Below are 24854 nucleotides of genomic sequence, written 5' to 3'. Positions count from 1 at the left end.
GTTGATAAGTTATAATTCCACAGACTATTTAATGTATCAGATACTTTAACAGATGAATTAGGAGCAAAAACATGAGTGACAAACCATTGCTCGAGGACGAAGATATCCTCAGACTTTATGCTGGTGGAGTAAGGGATTTTACTGGCTACGAATTGTCCATTAACCAAATTGTTAATACCAATTTGAGCGGAGTCAACTTCAGTGGACTGGATTTGTCCGAATCTTATCTCGAAGGGAGCAACTTGAGTGGGGCTAATCTCAGTGGAACTCTTTTCAACTCCGCTTGTTTGGATGGTGCCAACCTCAGTGGAGCTAATCTGACTGATGCTGGGCTTAGTATGGCTACTCTCTGGAATGCTAATTTGACTGGTGCTAATTTGACTGGTGCTTACTTGGGATCTGCTGAAATTGCTAGAAGCAATTTGACTAATGCTAGCTTCATTGGTGCTAACATCGAACATATTTTTCTTAAAGAAAATATCTATAGGAACACTATTTGGATTGATGGTAGTATCCGTAACGAATGAATTGGCATTATTTGAATCAGCTAGTAAAAATGCATCGACTGGTTTTGTATTGGGAGGAAGGACTGGAAATGTTTGATTTTTGATTGCAGTCCGAACATTCACAGGCAAATTTGATAAGAAATTGTAGGTTATACCGCGAGCTTTGTTCGTTGGATCAAGGTTTAACTCCTTTTCTAGCGATGCAATATTGGTCAACTCAATATTGCCATTTGTGTACCAAGGATCGAATGGTGCTTGACCAGGAGTGGGAAGTTCATTGGCTGCTATCAAAGCAAATGCTTTGGTATTACTAGGATTAATGTCTGCTAGTCCCAAACCCGGTCGTTCAAGAACAACGATAACTCGCCATAAATCTTCAGGAACTCTGATATCGTATGGGGAATCTGGTTGATCGGTAATATTAATACTAGGTTTGTCCGACTTTGTACCTACACTACCAGAATAAATATAAAGTTCCCTTCGATCATTTGTTCTGGTAACTAATTTTTTCTCAAAATGATTCTCTAAATTATTCCAAACTGGAGTATTAAGTTTATCGAACTGAGGCACAATGTTGGTTGTAAGATAGGTTGACCAAATATCTTTTAAAGATCTACTACGTTGTGATACAGAGACTAAATGTCCAGGTGCTAACTTATAAGGCTTGCCATCTTTTGGATTAATTTGGGGAAGATTTGTTTTTGGTGTCCCATCAGAGTATTCTCTTTCGTAGTCAGTAGGATGATCCACACCAACCCAACCTAGTGACGTAATCATTGGATCTCCAAAAAATTTATCAGGCTTAGGACGACTGGCATTTCCAGTCCAATTAGAATTTAATTGCCAAGCACTCCAATTGGGAATATTGTCATTTTTACTGTAAGAAACGCTAAACTGTGGTTTCTCCAATAAATAGTTATCAATATAAGGAGTTGTATCATCAGGCTGTCTTGCTTCCGTCGGATTTCCTAATAATAGATGTTGACTTTGGAAGAATACATTATCAAGGTAAACAGTTTCACTTCCAACTACTTCAAAATTAAGCGATACTACTTTTCCTCTTAACTCATCTGGAACATCTAAACTAAAAGTTTCAAATCCATTTTTTCCATACCCAATTCTATATCTATCATCTTCATATTCAGGTTGGCTACCTATTGCTGATGTCAAATTAATTGGAGCGAAATTATAATTTTCAAAACCAGGTACGGTAGATGATAAAGATACTTTAATTTGACCATTATTCAAATTATGAACATGAAGATCGAAGCGTAAATCGCCCCATTCGGGTACGTTAACTAAATTATGTCTGTATGCTTTAGGATTTCCACCACCCAGCTTTGCTGCTCTATTCTTCTGTTGTTGAACAGTTAAAGCCGCCATCAAAGGTGCTACTGCATCATCCAAAAGTGGCTCATCTATTTGTTCTGACTCTACTATAGTATCAATATCATCAACATCAACCAAATGCTCATAACGTAACGGTTGTGTTCCTTCACCATTATGATAAGACCAACCAGGAACGGGTAAATTATTGGGAACTTCCTGACCAGGAGTATTATTAATTCCATAATCGAAATTACCATTAAACACTGTAGGAACAGCAAAATCTCCTGGTTCAACATTGGGGTCAGTATTATCCTCACTGACAGGAGTGCGATCGCTTAAATCCACATCGGGACGCTGACCGCCACCTAAAATAGAGTAATACCAACCTTCACCAATACCTTCAGAATTATTCTCATCATCTTTCAAGTACCAACCAGTCAAAGCAGGATTAGCAGCACTCAAATCCAACAGTTGAGAAATATCTTCCTCTCCAAGACTATCTAAAGCTAGACTTTCTAAAGCTTCCGAACCCAAGCGATCGTAAATTTTGGTGGCTATTGGTTCTATCGGAATTCCAGACTTTGTTATTTGATACCCTGTGGTAACTTCATCTAAGGCAAAATCAACCGTACCTGCGTACCAAGCAAATACTCCTGTATGTGGCGCACCAATTCCATTATCCTTGATAAAACCGCTACGTCCGTTTAAGGGAACATTGACATCTGCATTATCAATATTTCGACCATTGGGAGTCCACGTACCACCACTAGGATTGGCAATATTTTGAAAATAGTTATCGGCAAAAGTTACGTTATCCCAAACTGTTACTTCTGGCTCGTTAAAATCTTTAAAGTCAAGTATCGTTCCCAAACCAGGAAGGGGAAGACCGACATTTAAACTATCTTGCTTAAAGTCATGGGGGTCGATAGTGGTCATTTGCAGATCGCGAACTTTATTTCCACTCGCGTCTACAACAGGTTTTACTTTATTCCCATCATCAGTATCTATATAAACAGCACCACCAGCGTGAGGATAATAAGTACCGAGACGTTGAATGATTTCGCTATTAACAACCGTACCGCGACTAAAGCCAATAAAGTGCAAGGGCGAGCTAAATAAATCTCCGTAAGTGCGAATTAAATCCCCTTCATCGTCATATAGTTGAGTCAATTCACCAGCATCATTGGTAATACCAATTTCACCCCCCAAAGCTTGGTCTAATTGAACCATTGACGCGAAAATCGCATCGGCTGCCCCTTCAGTAAAACCAGAAATAGGCAATACAGATTCATAATCTAGCGACCATTCTGGAATCAGAACCAAAGGTTTATTTTGATAATTAGCTTTGATATTACTAGCTACGGTAGATAGATAGTTGGGATCGTCGGTATCCAATCCACCCGTGACACTATCCAAAACATTTTGCTTTTCGTCAATAGGAATCCATTGTCCTGTTGGTTTGTCATAACGAAGTATCAAACCTTGTTCGTCTGGCTCATTTCTTTGAGAATCTGCGATCGCTGCTGCCAGATCGTAAGTTGCGCTATCTATGCCTGTAGAACCAGGGAGTAAAGTAAATCCATGAGTAAGAATACTAACACTACTGAAGGGATTAGTACTAGGAGGAGCGACTGTCTCGAAACGACCAAAATCAATATTTCTCGTTCCTTGTTTGCCAAAAGCTTCTACTGCCCAATAATAAGTTTGTCCGTTGGTTAAAGCTCTCAAATCTGGCAAAGTAAAACGATTTTGATTATTTGCTGGATCGCTAACAGGTTGAGGAATAATCGTAGTTCCATCGTGCCAATACCAAGTATCGGTATCTTTTTTCCAAGTCGCTGTTAAAATTCGACCTGGATTGAAATCATTGTATTTTTGCCAAGATCTTGTTATTAAAGCTTTCTTCTCTGATTCGCTAAGATCTGAAAGAAAATCAGGGTCGGATAAATCAACTAATTCATCCCAGGGTAATAATCCCTTATCTTTGGGAAAAGAGCTAACAAAAAGATTAACTTCTTCTACATCTTCAAACCCTTCATCGTATTCCCATTTAAAAGTTGGAGTAGAATTTTCTGTAATATTGTCATCATCAACTGGTAATAAATCCAACCAATCGCGATGATTGACATTCGCTACCGACCAAGGATTAAAACCAACAGTCAAAGGCGCGCGGACTGAATCTTCTGGAACGCCAAACTCGACATCATTGACAGATTCAAAACCATCAAACCGATACTCGTCTTTAGTAAGCTGTAAATCGGAGGCAAGGGTAATATCGGGATTAATATTATCAATCGGGACACTACTAAAGTCAGCTTTAGTTGCATTCTTAGCTGTATTAGGATTGAAGACAGGTGATGCTATACCTCTTCCCCGATGATCGATCTTAAATTCACTAGGATCGTCAATCGTCTCAATCATCTCTTCGACATCCCAGGCATAAACACCACCCACTCCTGGATAGGCAGCAAAGAGGTATTTATCATCACTAGAAAGAGTTACATCACTCGTCCAAGCATTGGGAATCGGTCTGGTAGCAGCAATTAACTTGGCATTTTCCGTGAGAGGATCGACAATAATCCCGACATTACTACCTGCTTTGGGCCCATCAATACTAGGAATTCCACTGCCCATCAATCTGCTATTTCTTCCCGCCACAAAACCATACTTACTATCACTGGTAATTGCGATACTCATCGCTTCATTAACATCAAAGTAGTCATTCGTACTTCCCAATCCCAGTGCAGTATAGCTAGTTTTAGCAGCAAATTCGGTGGGTTTGTCGTTAGTAATTTTTAAACGCCCAAAACCTTGAGAATCTTCTTGACGATTGGCAAAAATCATAACATTGGGGTCAGGTGTAGCAGAAATTCCTTCAACTCCTTTTTCTACTTCGATAACTCCAATAATTTCATGCCATTTTTCAGTATTGGGTTCAAATTCTCCAGGGCTATCTTCTAATTCCTTGGGTTTATCCTCTGGATCGATATTGAATACATAAACTTTACCCTTACTATTTGATGAATAACTTCCTGGAACAGTAGCAAATAGTTTTTTGCCATCACTATTAATTGCTAGAGAACGGAAACCATTGGCAGCTTCAGCAATACTAATAGTTTCAATCACCTTATGATAAGTATCCGATCTTGAATCAATATCGACTATGTAGAGCGTTCCCGTGCGATAATCGCCAACATAGAGATAACGGTCATCGGCAGAAGTAGCAATCGCATGAGGAGCAGCATTAATAGGTAGTTGAATTGGATCGATAATATTTGAAGTTTCGGGTAAGGTATCTACTTGCTGTAAACTCATTAAATCTATTACAGCAATTCGACCAGAACTCCTTAAGGATACATAAGCACGAGTCGCATCATGAGTAGCAACTAAATCTCTGGGTTCATCATCAAAACTCTGACCATTACCGACAGGAATTTGTGCTAGTAATAAATCTCTGCTGGTTAAACCATCAAAGGCTAATATTTCTTCAGGATTTAAAGCATTAAAAACGCTAACCTGGTCTTTGTAAGCCTGGGGTGCGAGGGTTAATTCGACATCATCGGGTTGAATGGTAATGCCAGTTTCACTGACATAGGTTTTTTGTTCGATATCCCCAGGTTCAGTACCATTTAATTCTTCCTGGACTCTTTCTAATTTAATTAAAGATTCTCCTAAAACAACTGTTTGTGGTACTTCAACTGCTAGTTGATAGCGATTATTACCTAATTTATCACTCAATTCAGGAATTACAATCCCAGAATACGATTCTCCTCCATATTCAAACAAAGGTGTTAGAGGGCGGAAATAGAAGGTTCGTGCGACGAAGTGCAGCCTCAAAAAAATTGTGATTTTTTATACCAATTTTTAGCTCGAATGATAAGAAATACAAATCATAACATTGCCGAAAATGTCTCCTTCTAGGCAAAGTATCATGAAAATATAAACGCCAGCATGAGGATTCAACCCATGCTATTATTCATCGCCCAACTTTCGTTTTCGGCAAAGTTTTTTTCTCCCCCACCGAAAAAACCATCGACGAGAGAAAGAGAATACCTGCGTACCAATGAAATCAACGCCATGATCCACGCTGCCAAAAAAGTAGGTCGTCATGGTATCAGGGATGGAGCAATTATTTTACTGATGTTTCGTCATGGATTGAGAACGGCTGAATTAGTAGCTCTTCATTTGGACGCAAATTGATTATTCTGGTGGTTACATCGAAATCCGAAGAGTTAAACACGGTCGCGACAGCATTCATCCCTTACGCTCTCCCGAAATCAGAGCCTTACGCACTCTCCAGAGAGACTATGCCGATACAAGCTATGTTTTTGTTTCCGAACGAAAAGCCCCTTTATCAACCCGTTCCATCCGTCACATCATAGCCAGAGCAGGAAAATTAGCTGGTATTTCTTTTCAGGTTCATCCCCATCAACTGCGTCATGCGTGCGGTTATTATCTAGCTGCTCAAGGTCATGATACGAGAGCGATTCAGGATTATTTGGGACATAAAAATATCCATCATACGGTTCGGTATACTCAGATGTCACCTCAGAGATTTGAGAATTTCTGGATGGATTAGGATTAAGTCATACATTAATTTGGGGCATTTTAAGCCACTAATGGTTGCGCTAACCGAACTATCCGCTCCTTCATATCCAGCTTGAACAACCCATAAGGATTAACATGACTAAATATCAAGGGCGTAATCGCCTGTAAATCCCTTGCCGTCAGCTTCTTCTTCCAATGCTCCTGTGCTAGCACGCTCTGAATCATCAAAGTATTGATATACACCAAACAAATCTGTAACAGGTGCAAAGATAATACCGATAATTCCTGACTTTCCAAGCGATTAGAAGCAAACTCACCACCCTTACCGTAGAAGATAAATTCGTTAACCCCATTCCATCTCTCTACCACATTCAATCCTTCATTAATCTCTCGGCGTACAGTTTCCGAGTCGAGATACTGACACAAGAAAATAGTTTTAATGACCCTGCCTAATTCCATCAAGGCTAGATAGGTAGGATGTTTAAAAGGATTTTTGCTAAACCTTTTTAAGATAGCTTCGGTTTCTGCCGTCCCCAACCTCAAAGCAGTGGCATATTTCACCATCTGGTCGTACTGCTGACGAATTAAGTCCCAGTTTATCGGACGAGTCATGACAGGTTCTAAATTGGGGTAAGCATCTACCTGACCCGCATGAGGGCGATAGAGTTTCTGCACCTTAATCCTTTTGAGCCTGGGCATTAACTGAAAACCCAACAGGTGAGTAAAAGCAAAAGCCACCTCACTTTGCCCGTGACTATCCACATAGTTTTTCTGCACCTCCATATTGGTACAGTGCTTTAAAACTCCATTAATCATCGCCGACACTTCAGAAGAAGAACAGGTTTTAAGCTGAGAATAGATACAGGTTGAATTTTTTTCAACGTGCCAGTAAATCATCACTCCCCGTCCGCCATAACGGAGATGATACTGGGTAATTAAATTTTGCTCCCAAGCACCAAAATGCTTGCTGTCGCTAGCACAAGTGGTAGTTCCTTCTCCCCAAATATGAGGCAAGCGAATCTCAAAGGTGGCATTAACTATTTCTGCGATAGCACTGCGTAACTGGTCTTTGTGGATGTAGCGACGGCGGACATAAACTAAATCTTGATAGTTCTCTCCATCTATCCCCGTATTAATGCGTTTTAGTCCCGTATTCGTTCCCATGCCAAACAGACAGAGTAATAATCGCTTTTGCAGGGTTTCTCTATCTAAAATTTCCCTAGTTCCCATACTCTTGAAGTTACGGGTAAAATCAACTCGTAAATCCGTTTCTTTGAGAATGTCCAAGAGACTGGTTTTGTGCCAGAGACGGTTGATTTCTCCCTTGAGTTGTTTGATATTGATGGGTTCGGGTGCAGCATCAAACGGACTAAGTCTAATCAAACCTTTATTTCCCTTACCAATAATAGTGACACTCTTATTTCTAGGCATTCCCTTATCCAGTTTCTCTAACCCTGACTCCATCTGCTCCTGTAAACTTCTGATAAAAGTTTCTACATTTTCGGGGAGAGTTAAAGCCTGATAATAAACTTGCCGTTTGGTTTCAAAGTCAGTGGGTAAATCGTCATCGGGGTTGCGATAGCGATTAGCCCCTACTACCCAAATTTCCTTACAACAGAGTCTTTCTCTGAGGGCTTGAAGGACGCAGATTTCATAGTTGATGCGGTTAATGCGCTCATTTCCTTGGTTGTCAGTTTCTAACAGAATCTCTTTTGCGTTACTTTTGAGAACTCCATCAATAGCTATTTCTTCACTAGGGTCATAATATCGAGCTTTACTGGAAGCGTATTTCTTCAAAAGCTCTAATGCCTCAATTACAGGGCGATGGATGTCATTATTAGAACGAAATTCCAACACCTCTAATAGTTGAGGAATCATCCTGCGATAATGACTGGCAAAGGAATTACGAACTACTGTATGAACCCTTTGCTGATAGAAATTGCCCGTAGATTTATATTCTGCTACTAAATCTTTGAGGGTTTTTAGAGACACGACAGGGTAAATAACTTGTTCTACAACTCCAGTTGGTGCTGCTATAGCTGCTTCGGCGATGCGAAACAGTAAGCCTGTTTTGCCCGAAACAGTTTTGAATTCATCGATTAATTCTTGGTTGATTCGTCTTACGGCTCTAGTATCGATGCGGTGAATGATTTGATTGAGTAACTCAATGAGATTGTCTGTAATCTCTTGGCTGCGTTGGATACAGAAAGCTGCCATTAGGGTGTAGCGGATAGCATCTTTGTGTCGGCGAAGGTCGTAGGGGGATTCTGTGGATGCTCGTTGACGGTAGGTGGAGAGCAGTTTTTCCGAAATACCTGTAAATAAATCTGAGGGTAAACCAACAGCACGAATCAATTTCAATTTTTTGATTTCAGTGAGAAAGCTATCCAATCCCACTGCTCCTGGGTCAGTTTTGAGGAAGGCGAAATCCGACATTTTAATTTTTTTGCCTGACTGGGAGGCAGATTCATCATCTTCCGTTTCTTCTGAATCCTCCGTAGAAAGCAGAATATCGATTTTTTCGATTATAGAGGGAGTGAGTTTCTCTAGGGTTGAGGAGCAGAAATCAGCTTCGTATTGGTAAATAGCACTCTTGATTAAGCGTTCGACTTGAGGAGTTGTAGGCGGTTCGAGTTGTAATTCTCTCCATCTTTGAGAGACGACTTCTCTGATAGCTTCAAACTTTTGCTCGTTGGGTAATATCTCTTGAATCAGCCAGTTACTCATCTCTTCTGAATCTCGGACTGTAGCGACTCGAAAATTGAATAAACGACGGATTTCAACCCGATAACTTTTTGCCGAACGTCCCGACCAATCATAGTCAGAATAAGAACTTTCAGGAGTATTTGTCTGTGAAGCTATATAAGAGATAATAACTCTGGGGATAGATGAGCTACGCTCTGGAAAACTAGCAAAGATTTGAAAATGCTTTAATAAAAGAGCGAAACCAATCTTATTTCCCCCAACTCTATTTTCGACTAACTCTAATTCTTGGGGTAGCAGCGTCCAATGTTCGATTAGTTCTTCTGCGTCCCAATTTGGTTTCACCATTCATCTTCTTCTCACACCAGTTTATCAATTGACAGCATAGAAGAAGAGGGGACGGTATTATTATTCGTTTAGAAAAAATGCAGATTTGAAATTTTTTGTCAAATCTCTTAAACAAGAGATATTTATAAAACTTATCAATTAAGCTCGAATTTGAATGAAAGTAGAAAGCAGATATTAAAGGCTATAAATTATGTAGGACAAGGGTTTTAGCGACAGGTTGCACTTGGTCACACGAACCCTATATTTTCGCGATGTTGGGCTTGGGGGCGTAAAATAACCGTTCTTGCTCCTGCTTTAGCACGAGTACAATCAGCCCTAGACTCACAAGCAAGACAATCGGCTTTGTCAAACTTCACGCTAATTACAGGTTGTTGATAAGTATTATGAGTCGGAATCGTAACCGTTCATTCCCCCCCTGCAAAAAAGCAAGAGAAATTTGGGACTATCGCGATCGCGATAGTCCATTAATTAACTGCCAACAGGAAATGGTGGTGGAGCAAGACCTTTTCGAGCCTTAGCTAAAACTTCAGCGATGTAATCCCAAGGATTAATATCTCTCAGGCGACAAGTTTCAATAACACTCAACAAAGAACTGTAAGCCAAACTTCCCTCGCGGGTGCGAGTGCCAAACCCAATGTTTCTGGCAATTACCGCATGACGCAAAGACCGTTCCGCTTGATTATTGGTGGGAGGTAACTCAGGATTTTTAACAAAAGCAACCACTGCATCCCAGTCGTTGAGTATTTCTTTAGCTAAAGCCTGTAACTTAGTCTGATCAGCCTTTTTCCCTAGATGACACACTCTTCTGAGACCAGCCAGAATTTTACGAATCAGACGATTATCTTCACTGGCTGAAGCAATTTGGCTAATTAATTCTCTTAAATCGTCTAAAATCCATTGTCCGATTTGGGCTGCTTTTTGGTTAATTGCTCCTGTTATGGCGATCGCTTTGCGAATCAAATGTGCCAAACATCTCTGTCTTTTGGGGTGAGAGCGATAAGCAGCATAACCATCCGTTACTAACCAACCCACAAAAGCTTCTTTGACCAAATAGGATAATTCTTCTTTCCGACGAGAGCCAATATGAAATACGGCGGTTTTCGTACTGACTGCCACCCATAACCAATGTAGTTTTCCCCTCTCGTACCAATGAGTTTCATCCAAGTGAAGGATATCTGCCTGTTGTAACTGTTCAACTAATTCTTCTACGACTGGCACACAAGCAAATTCCCGCTTCTCGGATACATCTGTCTATAGTTCCAATACTCAGTTCGGTGTTAGTCCAATCTTTTAAAAACTCTTGAATTTTGGTACGGCTCATCCGATAACGAACGCTCAAGGAAGCGATGAAGGTGGCGAGGAATAGTCCTACTAACACATACTCTGTTAATCTTAAATCTTGGCTCCGTCCTTCTACTACAGAAACCTTACCTGTACCTGGCTTGTCATAGGTGCAGTGACCACAGCTACAAGTTGTCCGATAGTAATGATGTAACTGAGTCACTATCCGAAACCCAAATAATAGTGGTTCTAATTCCAAAACATAATGCCCCATGTACCTAGTCGCCTCTGATTCAGCTAAATCATGATTACAAGCGATACAGACACGAGGATAGTGTGGAACTATTACTTCGGCATTCAGAGGTTGACTACGCCCAAATCCTTTTCCTCCTGGTTGTTTTCCTGGCTTCCTGAGAGATTTTTTCCTTACGGGGTTTTTTTCCGATTCTTCTATTCGATCCCCTTCCGTTTTGCCCGATTTGGTTTCAAATTCTGAATTTTTTTCGGACTCTTCTGTTGTGGATTTTGAAGTGTAAGGATTATCTTTTGATGGAGGCTGAGAACTATTTTCCGAACTCTGCTGTTGCTTTTCCCATAAATCTGTAGCTAATTGATGTAGATTTTTGGCAACTTCTACCAATCTCTCTTTTTTGAGAGACTTGAAGTAGTCTTCGTTCATCTGTGCCAAGTCATCTCGATCTAATTGAGCCATGTTTTTAACATACACCACAAGGGCGCAGTTGGCTCATTTTTGACTGGGGGGAATGAACGTTTACTCTTCGGCAGCTTGCTTGGCTTGTTCGAGAGTGATTTTAGCTAAAGATTGCAGGCTTTCGGTTTCTTGCTGTTCTTCAAGACTTTCTGCGTAGACAATAGCAGCCATCCCTCCTGCACCTATAACCGTTGCTAAAAGTGCAGTAACAATAGTTTTAGTTGAGTTCTTCATTGATGTAAATCTCTTTGCTTAGTAGATCCAAGGTAAAAACCAAATGTCAAGAACTTTGCAAGATGTCTTTGGAATTAAAATCGGTTTAGATATCATTTAGCATTTAGCATTTGGCATTTATCAATTTTTGTTTAATGTTTACTGTTCATTGTTTATTTCCCTTAGTTGCTTCAACAAGCCGATTGGACAAGAGTCGCGAAACTCTTTACTCGTCCCTCGACTTCAAATACTAAGTCTCCATCGGAAGTATTAATAGTCAGCACATTATCTACCACAGCAGCACTTTCTGCTTTATCCAGTAAGTTTAAGTAAATAGTCTCTTGTTCCATCAAATCATCTGGACAAGCTTTTTTCGTCGAACCTACAGTCTCGATATTAAGCTGTGTATCGTCTAGTTGATAGTCGGCAAAATAGGAATTACAGCCTGCCGAACCATTGACACGCCCTTCGGCAAACTCTGCGGTTATTTTGCTTTCGGCTAAAATTGGCTGCTGATTATAGCTGACTAAATTCCAAACTGTACCTTCAATAGTATTGGACTGTTGTGACACATCTGACTCCTGGTTAACTTCAGATTCTTCGTTTGCAGGTGGGATAACTGTAAGATCTTCAGAATTATCCGTACAGGCGATTGTTGTAGTGCTTAACGTAACTATTAGCAAAAGCTGGGTTACGGCTTTGAGATTAAATTTCATGACAATTATTTATGAACGATCTCGATTAGATACGGTTAAGACAAAATTTGCTATGGCGATGGTAAATAAAGAGATCGCTTTAACTAGCAGCTATGTTCATAGCGGGAATTTCTGCTGTTTTCCGTGAAAAATAAAAAATGGAGCGAAAGATTAATTTCCGCGATAGGTACTGTAACCATAGGGACTGACAACTACTGGTACGTGATAATGTTCTTCTGGATCTTCGACGTTAAATACCACATTAATTTCTGGGAAAAAAGTCTCTCCCGTTTCTGACATATCAAAGGTAAGTTTATAGACACCTTCTTCTACTGTGATATCTTCGCCAAAAGATTCGACACGACCATTTTCGCCCGTTGTGGCACTGCCGATATCGGTCCAAGAATTATTTTCATCCTGTACCGAAAGTGTGATTGGTACGTCTGCTCTACCAACCCCATTAGCTATATCTAATACATGAGTTGATATTCCTTCTGCATGGGCTGCTGTTGAGACAAGAGAGAAAAGAATCCCTGCCGACAAGTTGTGAATTAAACTCATTTTGCTCCTTGTAAATATTTAATTTATTACTATTGAATTAATTAATCTAAGGTCTGTATTCCACCGCCGTTAACAAACAATACTTGTCCACTTACCCAAGAGGATATGGGTGCTGCGAAATAAAGTACTGCACCTGCAATATCCTTTGCTTCACCCAGCCGTCCTAAAGGCGTATGTGATAGCATTTTTTCTTCTCTTTCAGGTGTCAACACCGAGGCTAAAGCATCAGTTTTTATCGCTCCTGGTGCTACCGCGTTGATTCTAATATCAGGACCGTAATCAAAGGCTAGATTAGCGGTCATGTGGTTGATTGCTGCTTTGGATGAAGCATAGGCACTGATAGCAGGACTTTTGTTGATTGAGGACATGGAGGACATACTGATAATCGAACCATAGCCAGACTTCTTCATCTCAGGGGCGCATAATTGCGATAACCGCCAAGCACTAAATACATTAAGTTGAAAAGTTCGGGCAAAGTCATTTACGGAAATATCTGAGGGGCTTTCTTTGCCCGCACCGCCACCGCCAACGTTGTTGACCAAAATATTTATACCGCCAAATTCTTTAATTGTGCGTTTTACTAAATTGGTCAGGTCTTCATCTTTCATTACGTTGCAGGATACGGCGATCGCTTGTCCGCCTTTTTGCTTAATTTCTTCGGCTGCTTTGTTAGCGTCTTCTATTTTTAAATCTGCTACGACGACATTCGCACCAAAATCAGAGAGCATTAGAGAGCATCCTTTACCGATACCGTTCGCGCCTCCAGTAACGATCGCAGTTTTTCCTTCTAAATTAAATAATTCTGTGTTCATGATATTTATTGTTTGTGTATTGTTTATCGTTAATTTTTAAAAGCTATAAGCACAGCGCATTCGCGCAGATCGTCGTAAGACGACTGGGAGGCGAAGCCTCCGTAGCTCTAAGCCGATCTATTATGTAGATTCAAACTATCAATCTAAACTTTCCGTCATTTCAGGATAGAAAAGGTAAATTAAACCTAAAAAACTTACAGCTTATGGCTTGCAGCTAGGAGCTTCGCTCCTTCAAATAATCTGCTACGGCTTGATAGGCAGGTAGAGAATAGGGATCGTTGGCAGAATTGGCAGCAACGGGATGGGAAGCAAAACGCACGATGACCATCTCAGCAGTGGGGTCAATATAGATGGTTTGTCCGTGTACGCCTCTGGCAGCGAATGCCCCATCTTTGTTATTGGTAATCCACCACATATCTCGGTAAGACCAGCCTTCTAACTCGTCATGGTCTGACTTAGCAAACGCCTCTTTACTTCCGCCTTGTTCGATATCTTCAACGACACTTTGAGGTATGATTTGTTTGCCTTGCCAATTTCCTTTATTACGAATTAATTCTCCAAAACGTCCTAAATCCCGTAATCCTGCGTTTAACCCGCCTCCAGCAAAAGGGATTCCCAATTCGTCTACAGAATAATAGCCATTTTGTTCCATACCCAGAGGTTGCCAGATTCTTTCAGATAACAACTGCGCTACTGATTTTCCTGTAGTTTTAGAAATTATCCAGCCCAAAGCATCGGCATTAACTGTTTTGTAGCCAAAGGCTTTCCCATGTTTGCCATCTTTTTGTACTGTTTGTAGGTATTCGTAATAGCCGATCGGTCCATTGTAGTTTTTAGGTTTGGGGAGGGGATTACCCGCAGCAGAATATTGCCAAATTTCAGCATTAGGATCGGAATAGTCTTCGCTAAACTTAAGGGCAGTGGTCATATCCATTACCTGTCTAACGGTAGCATCGGCAAAAGCAGAATTTTTTAGTTCGGGTACGTATTCCACTACAGTTTTGCTTTCATCTAAAGTGTCTTCAGCAGCCAACATCGCACCCAGCGTTCCCGTAAAAGATTTGGTTAGGGACATAACTGCGTGTTGACCGACCTCGGTAAAGGCTGCAAAATACTTTTCATAGATAATTTTGCCTTGATGTAGAATTAGTATGCCGTCGGTATAATTCTTGCCTAAAGAAGCTTCCCAAGTCATCTCTTCATCAGAGTTCCAAGGAACGAAAGTTAGTGAGTCAATATTCTCATCTAGATCGTATTCAAAGGGAACTGGTTGGTTTTTTATGCCACGAGAAACATCAACTGTAGGCATAAACTCTCTCATATGTGCCACGCTATAGCGCAAAGAAAGCGGGAAATTCAAAGAAAGAGCCATCGGCAAACCTTAAGCGTTTATCTTTCGGCGGTGGAAACCCCTGCATCCAACCCATTTTTATCGGGTCGCTTTCTCCCGCAGAGAGATATTGCCGATCTTGGCTATCTTGTGCGGATGAACTCATAACGGTAAAAAATATAATACAGAGTGCAATAGCGATCGGCTTCGCTGGTGCGCTTCGCGCAATCGCTAATAGATTTTTAGAAGTACGAGAAAATGATAAAAGGCTGTTTTTTTGCTTCATTCGATCTTGTTTTTATGTAACTTGAGTAGTTTATCTAAGTTAGTTACCGTAACCAACTCCTAAAAGTAAGCCAACATCAGTATCGTCATCAAAACCCACATTCACGCGGGCTGTTCCTGTCAGGCGATCTGTGATTGGAACATCTACTCCTGCTGTTGCCAAACCACCCAAATCGAAATCATCAAATATTTCTTTAATTGATATTCCGCCGCCGATGAAGGGGTGAAGTATTTTTGAAGAACCGCTTTGAATTGGAATATTGTATTTTTGTCGCCAAATAACACCGCAGGATGTAAGGCAAAATGCCTGGTTAACGCCCCTTTACCTAAGACAGCGAAAGCACCATCTCCAATTTGAGTATCGTCACCTCCCAAACCAATATTTCCACCAACGCTTATATAGCTACGCGCTCTATTTGTTTCTCTGGTCTCTATAGGTTCAACTATATCTACTTCTACTTCTTCTCGTTCAAATTGAGCCAGCTTTTCTGCATCGGATTTTATATTCAAAGACTCTAAGTTTCGGCGATCGCTAACGTTTGAGGGTTTGATCGATTGAGCATTAACCGATAATGGTTTAAGTAACAATAATGTAGTTACAAAGCAGAAGAACAAACCAGTAGGTTTGGTTTTTAGAAAAAACATTACACTTGAACTTCTCATGATGTATCGAGTTATATAAGTAGTTAGACAAAATTAATTACATATTTTTGACCAAATTCCCGAAGCATTGTTTCCACAGAATCAACTAAACTTTGCCAGTCTTTGTAAGAATCAATTTCCATCCACTTAACTGTAATATTCCATTTTTCTTGAATTTTTTGTCTAACTTGCTTTAATTGCTGAGGATGAGAACTTGCCCATTCTTTTATTTGTTTTATTTGCTCTGGATTAAAAGTTGCTTTTCGCCCTCTTCCTGGTTGATTGTAAAGTCCAACTAACCCTTTTGACTCCCAAGCATTAAACCAGTTGTATAAAGTTTTTTCACTGACTTGGAAAATTGCTTTCAATTGCTTAATGTTTACTCCTTGATTTTTGAGGAGTAAACAGTGAGAACGTTGGCGTACTTGATGATGACTACTTTGCCGATAGATTCGCTTTAATAAGCTTTGAGTTTCCAAATTAATCTGACGAATAAATTGACCTGTTGTCATTCGTTACTCTCTCAGTTACTATTTTTTAACTACTGTAATTTATTTTGTCCACTTACTTAAAAAGCTCTACTGATATTTCTCAACCGAAAAACACGGTGTATCGCTAAATCGGTGGCAATACATTTGAGCTATGGCTTTAATTTATAGCCAGAAGTTTTGAGGAACTTATGAGCGACTCTTTTTTTGGAAACAAAGCGATTAGGCTTGCGCCTAGCCGACCGATCGCAAAAGCGATGAAGTGCGTTACACTGTGCGAGGTATTTTTAATCGTTGACAAATATGTAACAGGAAGGGGAAATAAATTCTTTAAGCCGTACTCTTTAATTTAATAGTTGCATATCTTAGTACGATTGAATTTCGCCAAAGGATTGCAGATATTTCAATTTGGTACTTATTAGTCTTCTTCATAAGTTACTCATAATTTTTGCCTAGTTTGAATAACACAAGTAATCGAGCGACTGCAACAGAGATATAGTCGGGCATGGTAAGGGCAAGCTCGACTTGCTCAAAATCAGCAGGACAGCATAAATACCACTATTACAAGGAATCGATCTAATGACTCAATTTGATGCTTTTGCAGATTTCCGCATGAATAACCATCATGTCATTATTACGGGTGGCGCACAGAATATCGGTGCAGGAATAGCCAAGACGCTTGCCAGTGCTGGAGCGAACGTGATGATTGCCGATCTCCAAGGCGATAAAGCCAAGAAAACGGCAGCAAATATCGAAGGAGAAACAAGTAGTCATTGCCGTGGCATGGCTTGCGACGTGACGAACTCCGAGGACATAAACGCGGTGGTGGCTGCAACTGTAGAGGCGTTCGGCGGAATATCGACGCTAATCAATAATGTGGGTTGGGGCGCACGCCATGACGATCCCACAGCGATTTCCGACCAAGCGTTTATTGATTCCTACAAGCTCAACACAATCAGCGCCTACCGCATGTCTATGGCGTGCCTACCTCACTTACTCAAGGCAGAGAATCCCAGTATTACCAATTCTGGGTCATTTTCATCAGCCGTGCCTGCTTATGACATCCTGGCTTATGGCACATCTAAGGCAGCCCTAAACCAGATGATGATTTCGATCGCACACATGCTGGCTCAAAAGGTTCGCGTGAACTCTATCCTCATTGGCACTGTAATGACGGCTGGCTATAGTGATGCTGGGATCGATCCTACCGTGCAGGAAAAGTTATTGCATCCCGACAATCTCACTGGTAGAACAGGTAAACCTAGAGATATTGCTAACGCGATGCTTTGGTTATGTTCGCCAGCGGGTAGTTGGGTTAGCGGTCAGATAATCAAAGTTCACGGCGGTGGCTCTGTCGTCCGCCTCTTCGACAGTTGACTTGGTAGTTTTCATAAAATCTGTGGAATAATGGTTGATGGAAAATAGCAGTTTTAGTCTTGAAACTAAAATCGAAACTTATTTTTAGGTTAGCAATTGTCTTAGGAGTCGCGCCTTCGGATCTGACTGCGGATAGTTTTCAATAGCATCTCTAAACTCTAATCTTTAACTTATAAAAGTTCATAACTGCATCACAAAAGTAAATAAAAAAAAACGATGACTCACGAAAAATTTATGCGCGAAGCTTTAATCGAAGCAAAAAAAGGCGACTTACCCTATGGTGCTGTAATCGTTAAAGATAATGAAATTGTGATGCGCGGTTATAATACCGCCCAAACAGATAACGATGTTTCCGCACACGCCGAACTTAATATTTTACGAGCTTTTACCAAACAGTATAGTTATTCTCTAGATGCTTTATCTGGTTATACTCTTTATGCTACTGGCGAACCATGTCCGATGTGTGCAGCAGCCTGTGTTTGGGCAGGAGTTTCTACGGTGGTTTTTGGTGCATCTATAGAACAGATAAGTAATTTGGGACTAGACCAGCTTAAATCTTTCGATCTGCCCTGTAAAACCGTCGTTGCCAAAGGTTTTCAGAATATAGAAGTTGTGGGTGGTATTCTAGCTGAAGAATGTTTGGAGTTGTTTAAACAGTTATAAAATCAGGGCGTTGGTAATTTTTAAAATCATACTTTGATTTACCAACGCCTGCAAATTAATAGTCTGGTAGTACGACAGTAGCAATTAAGAAGCATTTTGATAGATTTGTTGTTCTCGATTAATAAACACCCCAGCTAAAGCTTGATAGGCTTCAGCCCAAGCTGTCATTACTTCTTCGGTTGCTGCATCTCCCAACACATCTTTAATTGCTTTCAACAAACATTCCCCTACAATAGGATATTGCTCTGGTAAAACATGGGTTGCTACATGACGATGGGCGATCTTATCTACCATTGCTTTCAGAGATTCTAGATCGTCGATATGGGTAGCGTAACTATAAACAGCAGTAGCAAGTTTAGCATGTTGAGTACCGTTAGCCTGTGCAGCCATATCAAACTGTGATTTTACCTCTGGATGGGTGTCAAACATAATTTCATACATCCGAGTAGTAATGGTTTTACCGTGTTGTTTAATTACAGGGGCGGTAGATTTAACAATATCGATGGTTTTTTGGCTAACTCCCTTTTTAGCTGGTAAATGTTCGGATAAAGCTAGGGTAAATGCCAAGTTTTCTTTTGCTTGTACCGCATGGGGTGCATTCGCTGGCATAAAAATAAATACTCCTGGAGTCAAAGCAATATCTTTTCCTTCTAAATTGAGATTTCCCGAACCTTCAATTACAGTTATGACCGCATTACGAGTAGAAGTATGTTCGTCGATATTTGTACCTGCTGCCAAACAGAATAAGCTGTATTGGCTATTGTTGTCTTTGAGTAGAACTGTACTATTAATACCATTGGCGGGATATTCAATTAAATCCTGTAATGTAGCGTTAAAAGAATTGTTAGGTGTTGTAATTGTCATAATTTTCTCCTTTATTTTTTGTCTTTTGTTAACTAATGACCAATGACTGATGACGTAAAAACGATATAACCGATATTTTTTCCCTGCTGTTGAAAACTACGGCGCATCTTTTTGACTCTGTGACGCAGACTGGGTTTAGTTAAAATATTCGAGATAATTTTTACTGTTCCCAATAAACCTTCATCCCTTATCATGCGATCGAGATCGAGTAATCCCATTTTTCCTGTTTGCTGTTGCTGTAAGGTTAAACCTGCAACTTTACAAGCTGTTGACCACTCCGAGACAGTTAAAGGATTAGCATTGACTCGAATAGATTTAGATAAGCTTTTACGCACTTGTTCGGCGTTATCGCGGACAAACATTTCATGGGAAAGAAACTTCCCCCCTGGTTTAAGACAGTTTCTAATTCCTGATAAAGTTTTGGCTTTTCCTGCGTCCGACTGCATGGTAAGGATTGCTTCAGCCAAGACATAATCGAACTTGTCTGTAATCTTATCTAACTGAAAGATATCTCCTTCAATAATAGTTACTCGGTCTGATAGTCCCGCAGCTTTAATATTTTCCTTCGCTTTAGCCACGCTATCGGGGTTTTTCTCAATTCCGACAACGCGAACATTAAATCTTTTAGCTATTTCAATAGCACTTTCGCCAAAGCTTGCTGCTAATTCTAATACCGTTTCTCCCGATTGAAAATTAGCCCAAGTAAATAGTTGTTCTGTGGCTGCTTTTCCTCCAGGACGCAGAATTTTTTTTCCTGCTGCTGCTAATACTTGATGACCAGGTGCGGTAGCAAAATTAAGAGTAGTTATCATGAAAGAGCATCCAAACTCGATACTCATACTCTGACATTAAATTTCAGTCCCGTCTTTGAGGTAGCTCATGTTTGTGGATAGAGTTTTATTTAAAACCATCGATCGCAGGTTACGGTAATTTTTAAAAGGAGCGAAAAAGTGGGCAAAACTCTTTTAAATAATAAAAGTTTACAGCCAGTGTCTGGGATAAGGTCTACCCTCAACTAAATTATTAAAAATTACAGTAACTAAAACGATAATAATTGACCCTCCCAAGGCTGGAGTAAAAATAAAGCGCCAATCTACATTACTCAAAACTCCGATTAAAGCGACTGCTCCTGATGGTGGATGAACTGTCCTAGTTAATTGCATTAATTTAATAGTAGTAGCTACCGCTAGAGCCATAACCCAAGGACCTGTACCAAATAAATGTACTAAAATTACGCACGTCAATGCAGCGATTAAATTACCTCCAATAACATTACGTGGTTGAGCTAGAGGACTATCGGGAACACCAAAAACTAAGACCGCAGTTGCGCCAAAAGGCGCAGCAATTAAGGGATAAGAACTATAAACCGAAAGATAAGCTAAAACTGCAATGCCGATAAAACTACCAACATAAGAAAGCAAAATATGTTGCCAGGAAAACTTAGGTTGGTGTCTTCGACTCTGTTGCAAAATATAAAATTTGCGCTTCCAACGTCTTAAAGCACTCTGATTAGTGTTTTTTCGATATGATTTTTGTCTTACGGTATTATTTTTTAACAGCATTATTTAATTGTAAGAGCGACTACGCATCCGCAATCGTTGGTTAAAATAATCTTGAATACAGGCAATTATTCGTTATTATCAATCTATCATGTCAAAAACGCATAAAGTGTTTAAAGATACAGAAATATCTAATAACTTGCTTAACGGTTGCTTATAGATCGATCGCATTTCTTAGGTTCTAATTTTTGGCTTCAATAAATAAAATGAAACTATTTTCCAATAAATGCTAGTTAAAGGTTACTCGTCGATCGCTCAATTACAGCAGCTTTCAATTTTTCAAGATTTAGCGATCGCCCAATTAAAAAGTCTCGTTGGGTGCAGTTACGTTAAAGAATATCAGCAAGATGAAATAGTGATGCACGAAGGCGATCGCATCCCTCAACAACTGCATGGTTTAATTACAGGAAGACTAGAAATTAAAAAAACCGCCGACAACGGTAAAGAAACAATAGTGCGCCTCATTCCCCCAGGTGAACTGTTTGCTGCGCCAGCAATTTTTGGCAACGGAATTTCCCCTGCAACCGTAATCGCTCAAGTAGAGTCGCAAATATTAACTATCGATCGCCAAGCCTTATTACAGGTAATTTCTCAATCGCCAGAAATTAGTTTGCGGATACTAGAAGTATTTAACCAGCGTCTACAACAACTTCACAATACTGTACACGGACTAATCTCCGAACGGGCAATGGTGCGTTTGGTTAGATTACTTCAATATTATGCAAACCGCGATGGCACTTATTCTGTAACTCAAGGCGATCGTTTAAATATTAAACTGCCTTACTATCAAATCGCACGCAGTATGGGTATCACCTATGAAGAATGCGTGCGGTTATTTAAAAAATTGAAGGGAATAGCGATCTATAAAAGAGGCGGAATAATTATTGTTCGAGATTGGCAAAAATTAGCAGCAGCAAGCGAACAATAATCAATCACCCGAACGTATAAAGAAACGTCTTAACTCTCCTACCCAAAGCACGACGGAAGTAAGTACGGTAATGGCGATCCAGTCAGTTAGAGACAGAGGAACAGTACGGAAGACGCTACCGCCAAATTGAACGATGAGAATTTGTCCGACCAGAATGACAGTTGCGATCGCCATAAAGCCTCGATTGTGAATTAAGCCAGCAAAGGCAGAACGATTTGAACCCAGACAACGGACGTTAAACATATTCCAAAACTGCAACATCACAAAGGTAGTAAAGAATAGAGACAGTTCGTAAGTCGTGGCTTCTCCATTTCGATCGAGATATAACAAGAATCCTGTCAGAATAAACAGAAAACTCAATCCAGCGATGGCAATATGACGCAACATTTCTGGAGTAATAATGAAGGCTGCGGGATTACGGGGAGTTCTGGTTATTACTTCAGGGTTTGGTGGTTCGGTGGCTAATGCCAGCGCAGCGAAAGTATCCATAATTAAGTTGACCCACAGCATTTGGATGATGGTTAGAGGCAAGGCTACGCCGATGAATGGCCCTAAGAAAACTATCCCCAAAGCAGCAACGTTAATAGTTAGCTGAAACAGAATGAATCGTTGAATGTTTTCGTAAAGAGAACGTCCCCAAATCACCGCATTGACAATACTCTTGAAAGAGTCGTCTAATAAGACAATATCACTGGCTTCAAGAGCGATCGCCGTACCGCTACCCATCGCCAGTCCTACCTGTGCTTGTTTGAGTGCAGCAGCATCATTTGTCCCGTCACCCGTTACTGCCACTACTTCGTTATTAGCTTGTAATAGCTTAACTAGACGTAACTTATCTAGAGGACGGGCGCGGGCTAATACTTTCAATTCGACCGCAGCGATTTTAGCTTGTTCGTCGTCGAGTTGACTGAATTGTTGTCCCGTCAAGCAAGCATATTGTTGGTGTCGATCCGTATCCGTGACCAGACCCATCTGAGAAGCAATTTCTCGTGCGGTTTCGAGATTATCTCCCGTGACCACTTTGATTTTAATGCCTCCCTGGAGACAATTGGCGATCGCATCAGGAACGTCAGCACGTAAGGGGTCTTGGATGGCTGTAAAGCCTAACCAGATTAGATTGGTGGCTAATTGATCGAGATTATCTATTTGTTCTGGTGCGTCGTGATAGGCAAAACCCAGAGTACGCATTCCTCGACGTTGATAGTCTTGAAGTTTAGCAGAAATTGCTGCTTGGTTTGTTAGGGGTTTTAATCCTGTAGTAGTTAGGATTTGAGTACAGCGATCGAGAATTATTTCTGGCGCACCTTTAACATAAAAAACCTTGCTTTGGGTAACTGCCGAGATGCCTAAAGTACCCATATATTTATTTTGGGTTGAAAAAGGCATTTGTGCCTCAATTTCAAAGTCACTACGGTAGGGAATATAGTCAAGCTTTTGGCTTTCTAACCAGAGTAGTAATGCACCTTCGGTAGCGTTACCGATGGGACGAATCTCCCCGTCAGGTTTTTTTTCTAAATCGGCGGTACTATTAACGGCAATTGCTTCGGCAATTAATTGTCGAGCATCTCGATGTAGGGGTAATAGGGAAGCATCGAGACTGGGGAAATGAGCTTTTTTGACTCGCATTTGATTCTGAGTCAGAGTACCAGTTTTATCGGAACAAATAACCGTCGCTGCGCCAATAGTTTCGCAAGCGTGCATCTGACGTACTAAATTATTGTCAGCAGCCATTTTTCTCATGCTGTATGCCAAAGAAAGGGTAACGCTCATTGCCAAGCCTTCGGGTACTGCCACGACAATAATAGTTACTGCTATCATGAAATATTGCAGCAGTGCGCTGGCAAAATCACCTGGCAACCAATTATTTAACGAACTCGGCAGTAAGTCTACAAAATAACCCAAACCAACTCCGATCACCAAAATTGCCAGTCCGATAGCTGTAGCCTTTAACCAAGTCGCTACACCACCAACTTCTAACCATTCTGGAACTTGCTGTTTTTTGCCAGCCAATTCCCAACCATCGTAGACAATTGGCAACCATACGGGAGTCAAAGCAGCTAAAACACTGACAACAGATAAGCCAAAACAATACCATTGGGCAATAGTTAAACTATATTCCCCGATGAAAAAGCCTCTAAATAGTAGTGCGCTAAAAGTCAGGCTGGCAAATGCCAAACCAGTAACACCAATTAGTTTGCTCAGTTTTTCCAACTGAAGATTGAGTGGAGTAATTGTTTTGTCTTCCACTACAGCTACGGCAATTGCTAACTTGCCGATTTCCGTGCGATCGCCAACAGCAGTCACCTCGACAAAAGCGTGTCCCCCTTCAACTAAAGTGCTGCGATAAACTTTGTCGGCGGGATAAGTTTGTGTCTCGGCTATCTTATTTTGTGTTTCGGCTTGACAATATTTTTTAACCGCTTCAGATTCCCCAGTAATCTTAGATTGGTCGATATAAAAAGCAACCTCTTCTAAGACAACTCCATCAGCAGGAACTTCTTCTCCCCGTTCGAGATAGATAATGTCCCCTACTACCAAGTCTTGACGGGGAACAGTGGTAAAGTTGCGATCGCGAATTACTTTGACCCGAATAGTATCGTATACCTGATTGAGAACATCAAACTCTTTCTCCGCTTGGTACTCATTGATAAATGCTAGAGTAGTTGCCAGCAAAATCGCCACGATAATACCAATACCTTCTATATAATCTCCCTCCACTATGCCTACGGCAATCGCCAAAATTGCGGCGATCGCTAAAATTTGAATTACAGGATCGTTAAATTTGGCTAAATATAGTTTCCACGCTGGTTCTCGTTCGGGAGGTTGAAGAATATTTGCGCCGTATTGTTGGCGATTATGTTCTACCTGTTGAGATGTCAGTCCTTGATATGGTAAGTGATTATTAAGATGAACTTCTTCAGTAGGTATTTGCATTACTATTCTATAGGTGTATATGCGATTTGCTCGATCTCTAATTAAAAATGCGAGTTGAAAACTCGCGATCGCTCGG

The 24854-nt window shown here is 40.6% G+C and carries 17 protein-coding genes and 4 pseudogenes; 5 read left to right on the top strand and 16 right to left on the bottom strand.

Annotation, left to right across the window (positions count from 1 at the left end):
- Positions 1-71: 71 nt before the first annotated feature.
- Positions 72-527, top strand: a complete 456-nt coding sequence (locus STA7437_RS27810; protein ID WP_407696435.1) for a pentapeptide repeat-containing protein — start codon at positions 72-74, stop codon at positions 525-527.
- A gap of 219 nt (positions 528-746) precedes the next feature.
- Here the strand turns inward: STA7437_RS27810 and STA7437_RS27805 are convergent.
- Positions 747-1889: pseudogene (locus STA7437_RS27805) on the bottom strand (DNA/RNA non-specific endonuclease); the annotation flags it as partial.
- 3912 nt (positions 1890-5801) lie between these two features.
- Here STA7437_RS27805 and STA7437_RS23200 point away from each other — a divergent pair.
- Positions 5802-6414 (top strand): annotated as a pseudogene (locus STA7437_RS23200) (tyrosine-type recombinase/integrase).
- Between the two features lie 29 nt (positions 6415-6443).
- On the opposite strand, the gene STA7437_RS23195 reads toward STA7437_RS23200, so the two are convergent.
- From STA7437_RS23195 to STA7437_RS23160, 11 genes and pseudogenes are all read right to left on the bottom strand, one after another.
- Positions 6444-9431 (bottom strand): Tn3 family transposase, encoded by a 2988-nt coding sequence (locus tag STA7437_RS23195; protein ID WP_041620530.1) that lies wholly within the window; start codon positions 9429-9431, stop codon positions 6444-6446.
- 230 nt (positions 9432-9661) lie between these two features.
- Positions 9662-9829: a transposase gene (locus tag STA7437_RS26325; protein ID WP_150109190.1), complete on the bottom strand. Its 168-nt coding sequence runs from the start codon at positions 9827-9829 to the stop codon at positions 9662-9664.
- Between the two features lie 73 nt (positions 9830-9902).
- Positions 9903-11427, bottom strand: a pseudogene (gene tnpC / locus STA7437_RS27880) (IS66 family transposase).
- A gap of 60 nt (positions 11428-11487) precedes the next feature.
- Entirely contained in the window at positions 11488-11661 is a 174-nt protein-coding gene (locus STA7437_RS26710) for a hypothetical protein (RefSeq protein WP_015212067.1), read from the bottom strand.
- A 170-nt stretch (positions 11662-11831) separates the two neighbouring features.
- Positions 11832-12356 (bottom strand): META domain-containing protein, encoded by a 525-nt coding sequence (locus STA7437_RS23185; RefSeq protein ID WP_015212066.1) that lies wholly within the window; start codon positions 12354-12356, stop codon positions 11832-11834.
- Positions 12357-12506: 150 nt separating this feature from the next.
- Positions 12507-12896 (bottom strand): hydroxyisourate hydrolase, encoded by a 390-nt coding sequence (gene uraH / locus STA7437_RS23180; RefSeq protein WP_015212065.1) that lies wholly within the window; start codon positions 12894-12896, stop codon positions 12507-12509.
- 41 nt (positions 12897-12937) lie between these two features.
- Positions 12938-13708, bottom strand: coding sequence for a glucose 1-dehydrogenase (locus STA7437_RS23175; RefSeq protein ID WP_015212064.1), 771 nt, complete (start codon positions 13706-13708; stop codon positions 12938-12940).
- A 214-nt stretch (positions 13709-13922) separates the two neighbouring features.
- Positions 13923-15204 (bottom strand): annotated as a pseudogene (locus STA7437_RS23170) (serine hydrolase domain-containing protein).
- Between the two features lie 159 nt (positions 15205-15363).
- Positions 15364-15486 carry a hypothetical protein gene (locus STA7437_RS27525; protein WP_281169281.1) on the bottom strand — a complete coding sequence of 41 codons (123 nt, stop codon included), beginning with the start codon at positions 15484-15486 and terminating at the stop codon, positions 15364-15366.
- Positions 15468-15968: a hypothetical protein gene (locus STA7437_RS25195; RefSeq protein WP_150109188.1), complete on the bottom strand. Its 501-nt coding sequence runs from the start codon at positions 15966-15968 to the stop codon at positions 15468-15470. The genes STA7437_RS27525 and STA7437_RS25195 overlap by 19 nt, the downstream gene beginning before the upstream one ends.
- Before the next feature lie 41 nt (positions 15969-16009).
- Positions 16010-16477: a helix-turn-helix domain-containing protein gene (locus tag STA7437_RS23160; RefSeq protein WP_015212062.1), complete on the bottom strand. Its 468-nt coding sequence runs from the start codon at positions 16475-16477 to the stop codon at positions 16010-16012.
- A 555-nt stretch (positions 16478-17032) separates the two neighbouring features.
- On the opposite strand from STA7437_RS23160, the gene STA7437_RS23155 reads away from it, so the two are divergent.
- Positions 17033-17830, top strand: a complete 798-nt coding sequence (locus tag STA7437_RS23155) for an SDR family oxidoreductase (RefSeq protein ID WP_015212061.1) — start codon at positions 17033-17035, stop codon at positions 17828-17830.
- A gap of 216 nt (positions 17831-18046) precedes the next feature.
- Positions 18047-18493: a nucleoside deaminase gene (locus STA7437_RS23150; protein ID WP_015212060.1), complete on the top strand. Its 447-nt coding sequence runs from the start codon at positions 18047-18049 to the stop codon at positions 18491-18493.
- Between the two features lie 84 nt (positions 18494-18577).
- On the opposite strand, the gene STA7437_RS23145 is transcribed toward STA7437_RS23150, so the two are convergent.
- The 3 genes from STA7437_RS23145 to STA7437_RS23135 form a co-directional block, all read right to left on the bottom strand.
- Positions 18578-19357: a globin domain-containing protein gene (locus STA7437_RS23145; RefSeq protein ID WP_015212059.1), complete on the bottom strand. Its 780-nt coding sequence runs from the start codon at positions 19355-19357 to the stop codon at positions 18578-18580.
- A 32-nt stretch (positions 19358-19389) separates the two neighbouring features.
- Entirely contained in the window at positions 19390-20169 is a 780-nt protein-coding gene (locus tag STA7437_RS23140; protein ID WP_015212058.1) for an SAM-dependent methyltransferase, read from the bottom strand.
- Positions 20170-20337: 168 nt separating this feature from the next.
- The gene (locus tag STA7437_RS23135) at positions 20338-20919 is read right to left on the bottom strand and encodes an HPP family protein (protein ID WP_015212057.1); all 582 of its coding nucleotides are present in this window, start codon (positions 20917-20919) and stop codon (positions 20338-20340) included.
- Between the two features lie 223 nt (positions 20920-21142).
- On the opposite strand from STA7437_RS23135, the gene STA7437_RS23130 reads away from it, so the two are divergent.
- The gene (locus STA7437_RS23130; protein ID WP_015212056.1) at positions 21143-21844 is read left to right on the top strand and encodes a Crp/Fnr family transcriptional regulator; all 702 of its coding nucleotides are present in this window, start codon (positions 21143-21145) and stop codon (positions 21842-21844) included.
- Here the strand turns inward: STA7437_RS23130 and STA7437_RS23125 are convergent, their stop codons facing one another.
- The gene (locus STA7437_RS23125; RefSeq protein ID WP_015212055.1) at positions 21845-24778 is read right to left on the bottom strand and encodes a calcium-translocating P-type ATPase, PMCA-type; all 2934 of its coding nucleotides are present in this window, start codon (positions 24776-24778) and stop codon (positions 21845-21847) included.
- Between the last annotated feature and the right edge of the window lie 76 nt (positions 24779-24854).

The sequence above is a fragment of the Stanieria cyanosphaera PCC 7437 genome, from assembly GCF_000317575.1.
Lineage (GTDB): Bacteria > Cyanobacteriota > Cyanobacteriia > Cyanobacteriales > Xenococcaceae > Stanieria > Stanieria cyanosphaera.
The sequence above is the reverse complement of the archived record's forward strand: the minus strand, read 5'-3'. Positions and strand labels throughout refer to the sequence as shown.

Bases quoted from the DNA above. Each gene is read 5' to 3' on its own strand.
- STA7437_RS25195 (WP_150109188.1), bottom strand. From the start codon at position 15,968: ATGTTTTTTCTAAAAACCAAACCTACTGGTTTGTTCTTCTGCTTTGTA.
- STA7437_RS23130 (WP_015212056.1), top strand. From the start codon at position 21,143: ATGCTAGTTAAAGGTTACTCGTCGATCGCTCAATTACAGCAGCTTTCA.
- STA7437_RS23175 (WP_015212064.1), bottom strand. From the start codon at position 13,708: ATGAACACAGAATTATTTAATTTAGAAGGAAAAACTGCGATCGTTACT.
- STA7437_RS23140 (WP_015212058.1), bottom strand. From the start codon at position 20,169: ATGATAACTACTCTTAATTTTGCTACCGCACCTGGTCATCAAGTATTA.
- STA7437_RS23155 (WP_015212061.1), top strand. From the start codon at position 17,033: ATGACTCAATTTGATGCTTTTGCAGATTTCCGCATGAATAACCATCAT.
- STA7437_RS23135 (WP_015212057.1), bottom strand. From the start codon at position 20,919: ATGCTGTTAAAAAATAATACCGTAAGACAAAAATCATATCGAAAAAAC.
- uraH (WP_015212065.1), bottom strand. From the start codon at position 12,896: ATGAGTTTAATTCACAACTTGTCGGCAGGGATTCTTTTCTCTCTTGTC.
- STA7437_RS23160 (WP_015212062.1), bottom strand. From the start codon at position 16,477: ATGACAACAGGTCAATTTATTCGTCAGATTAATTTGGAAACTCAAAGC.
- STA7437_RS26710 (WP_015212067.1), bottom strand. From the start codon at position 11,661: ATGAAGAACTCAACTAAAACTATTGTTACTGCACTTTTAGCAACGGTT.
- STA7437_RS23145 (WP_015212059.1), bottom strand. From the start codon at position 19,357: ATGACAATTACAACACCTAACAATTCTTTTAACGCTACATTACAGGAT.
- STA7437_RS23150 (WP_015212060.1), top strand. From the start codon at position 18,047: ATGACTCACGAAAAATTTATGCGCGAAGCTTTAATCGAAGCAAAAAAA.
- STA7437_RS23125 (WP_015212055.1), bottom strand. From the start codon at position 24,778: ATGCAAATACCTACTGAAGAAGTTCATCTTAATAATCACTTACCATAT.
- STA7437_RS23185 (WP_015212066.1), bottom strand. From the start codon at position 12,356: ATGAAATTTAATCTCAAAGCCGTAACCCAGCTTTTGCTAATAGTTACG.
- STA7437_RS27810 (WP_407696435.1), top strand. From the start codon at position 72: ATGAGTGACAAACCATTGCTCGAGGACGAAGATATCCTCAGACTTTAT.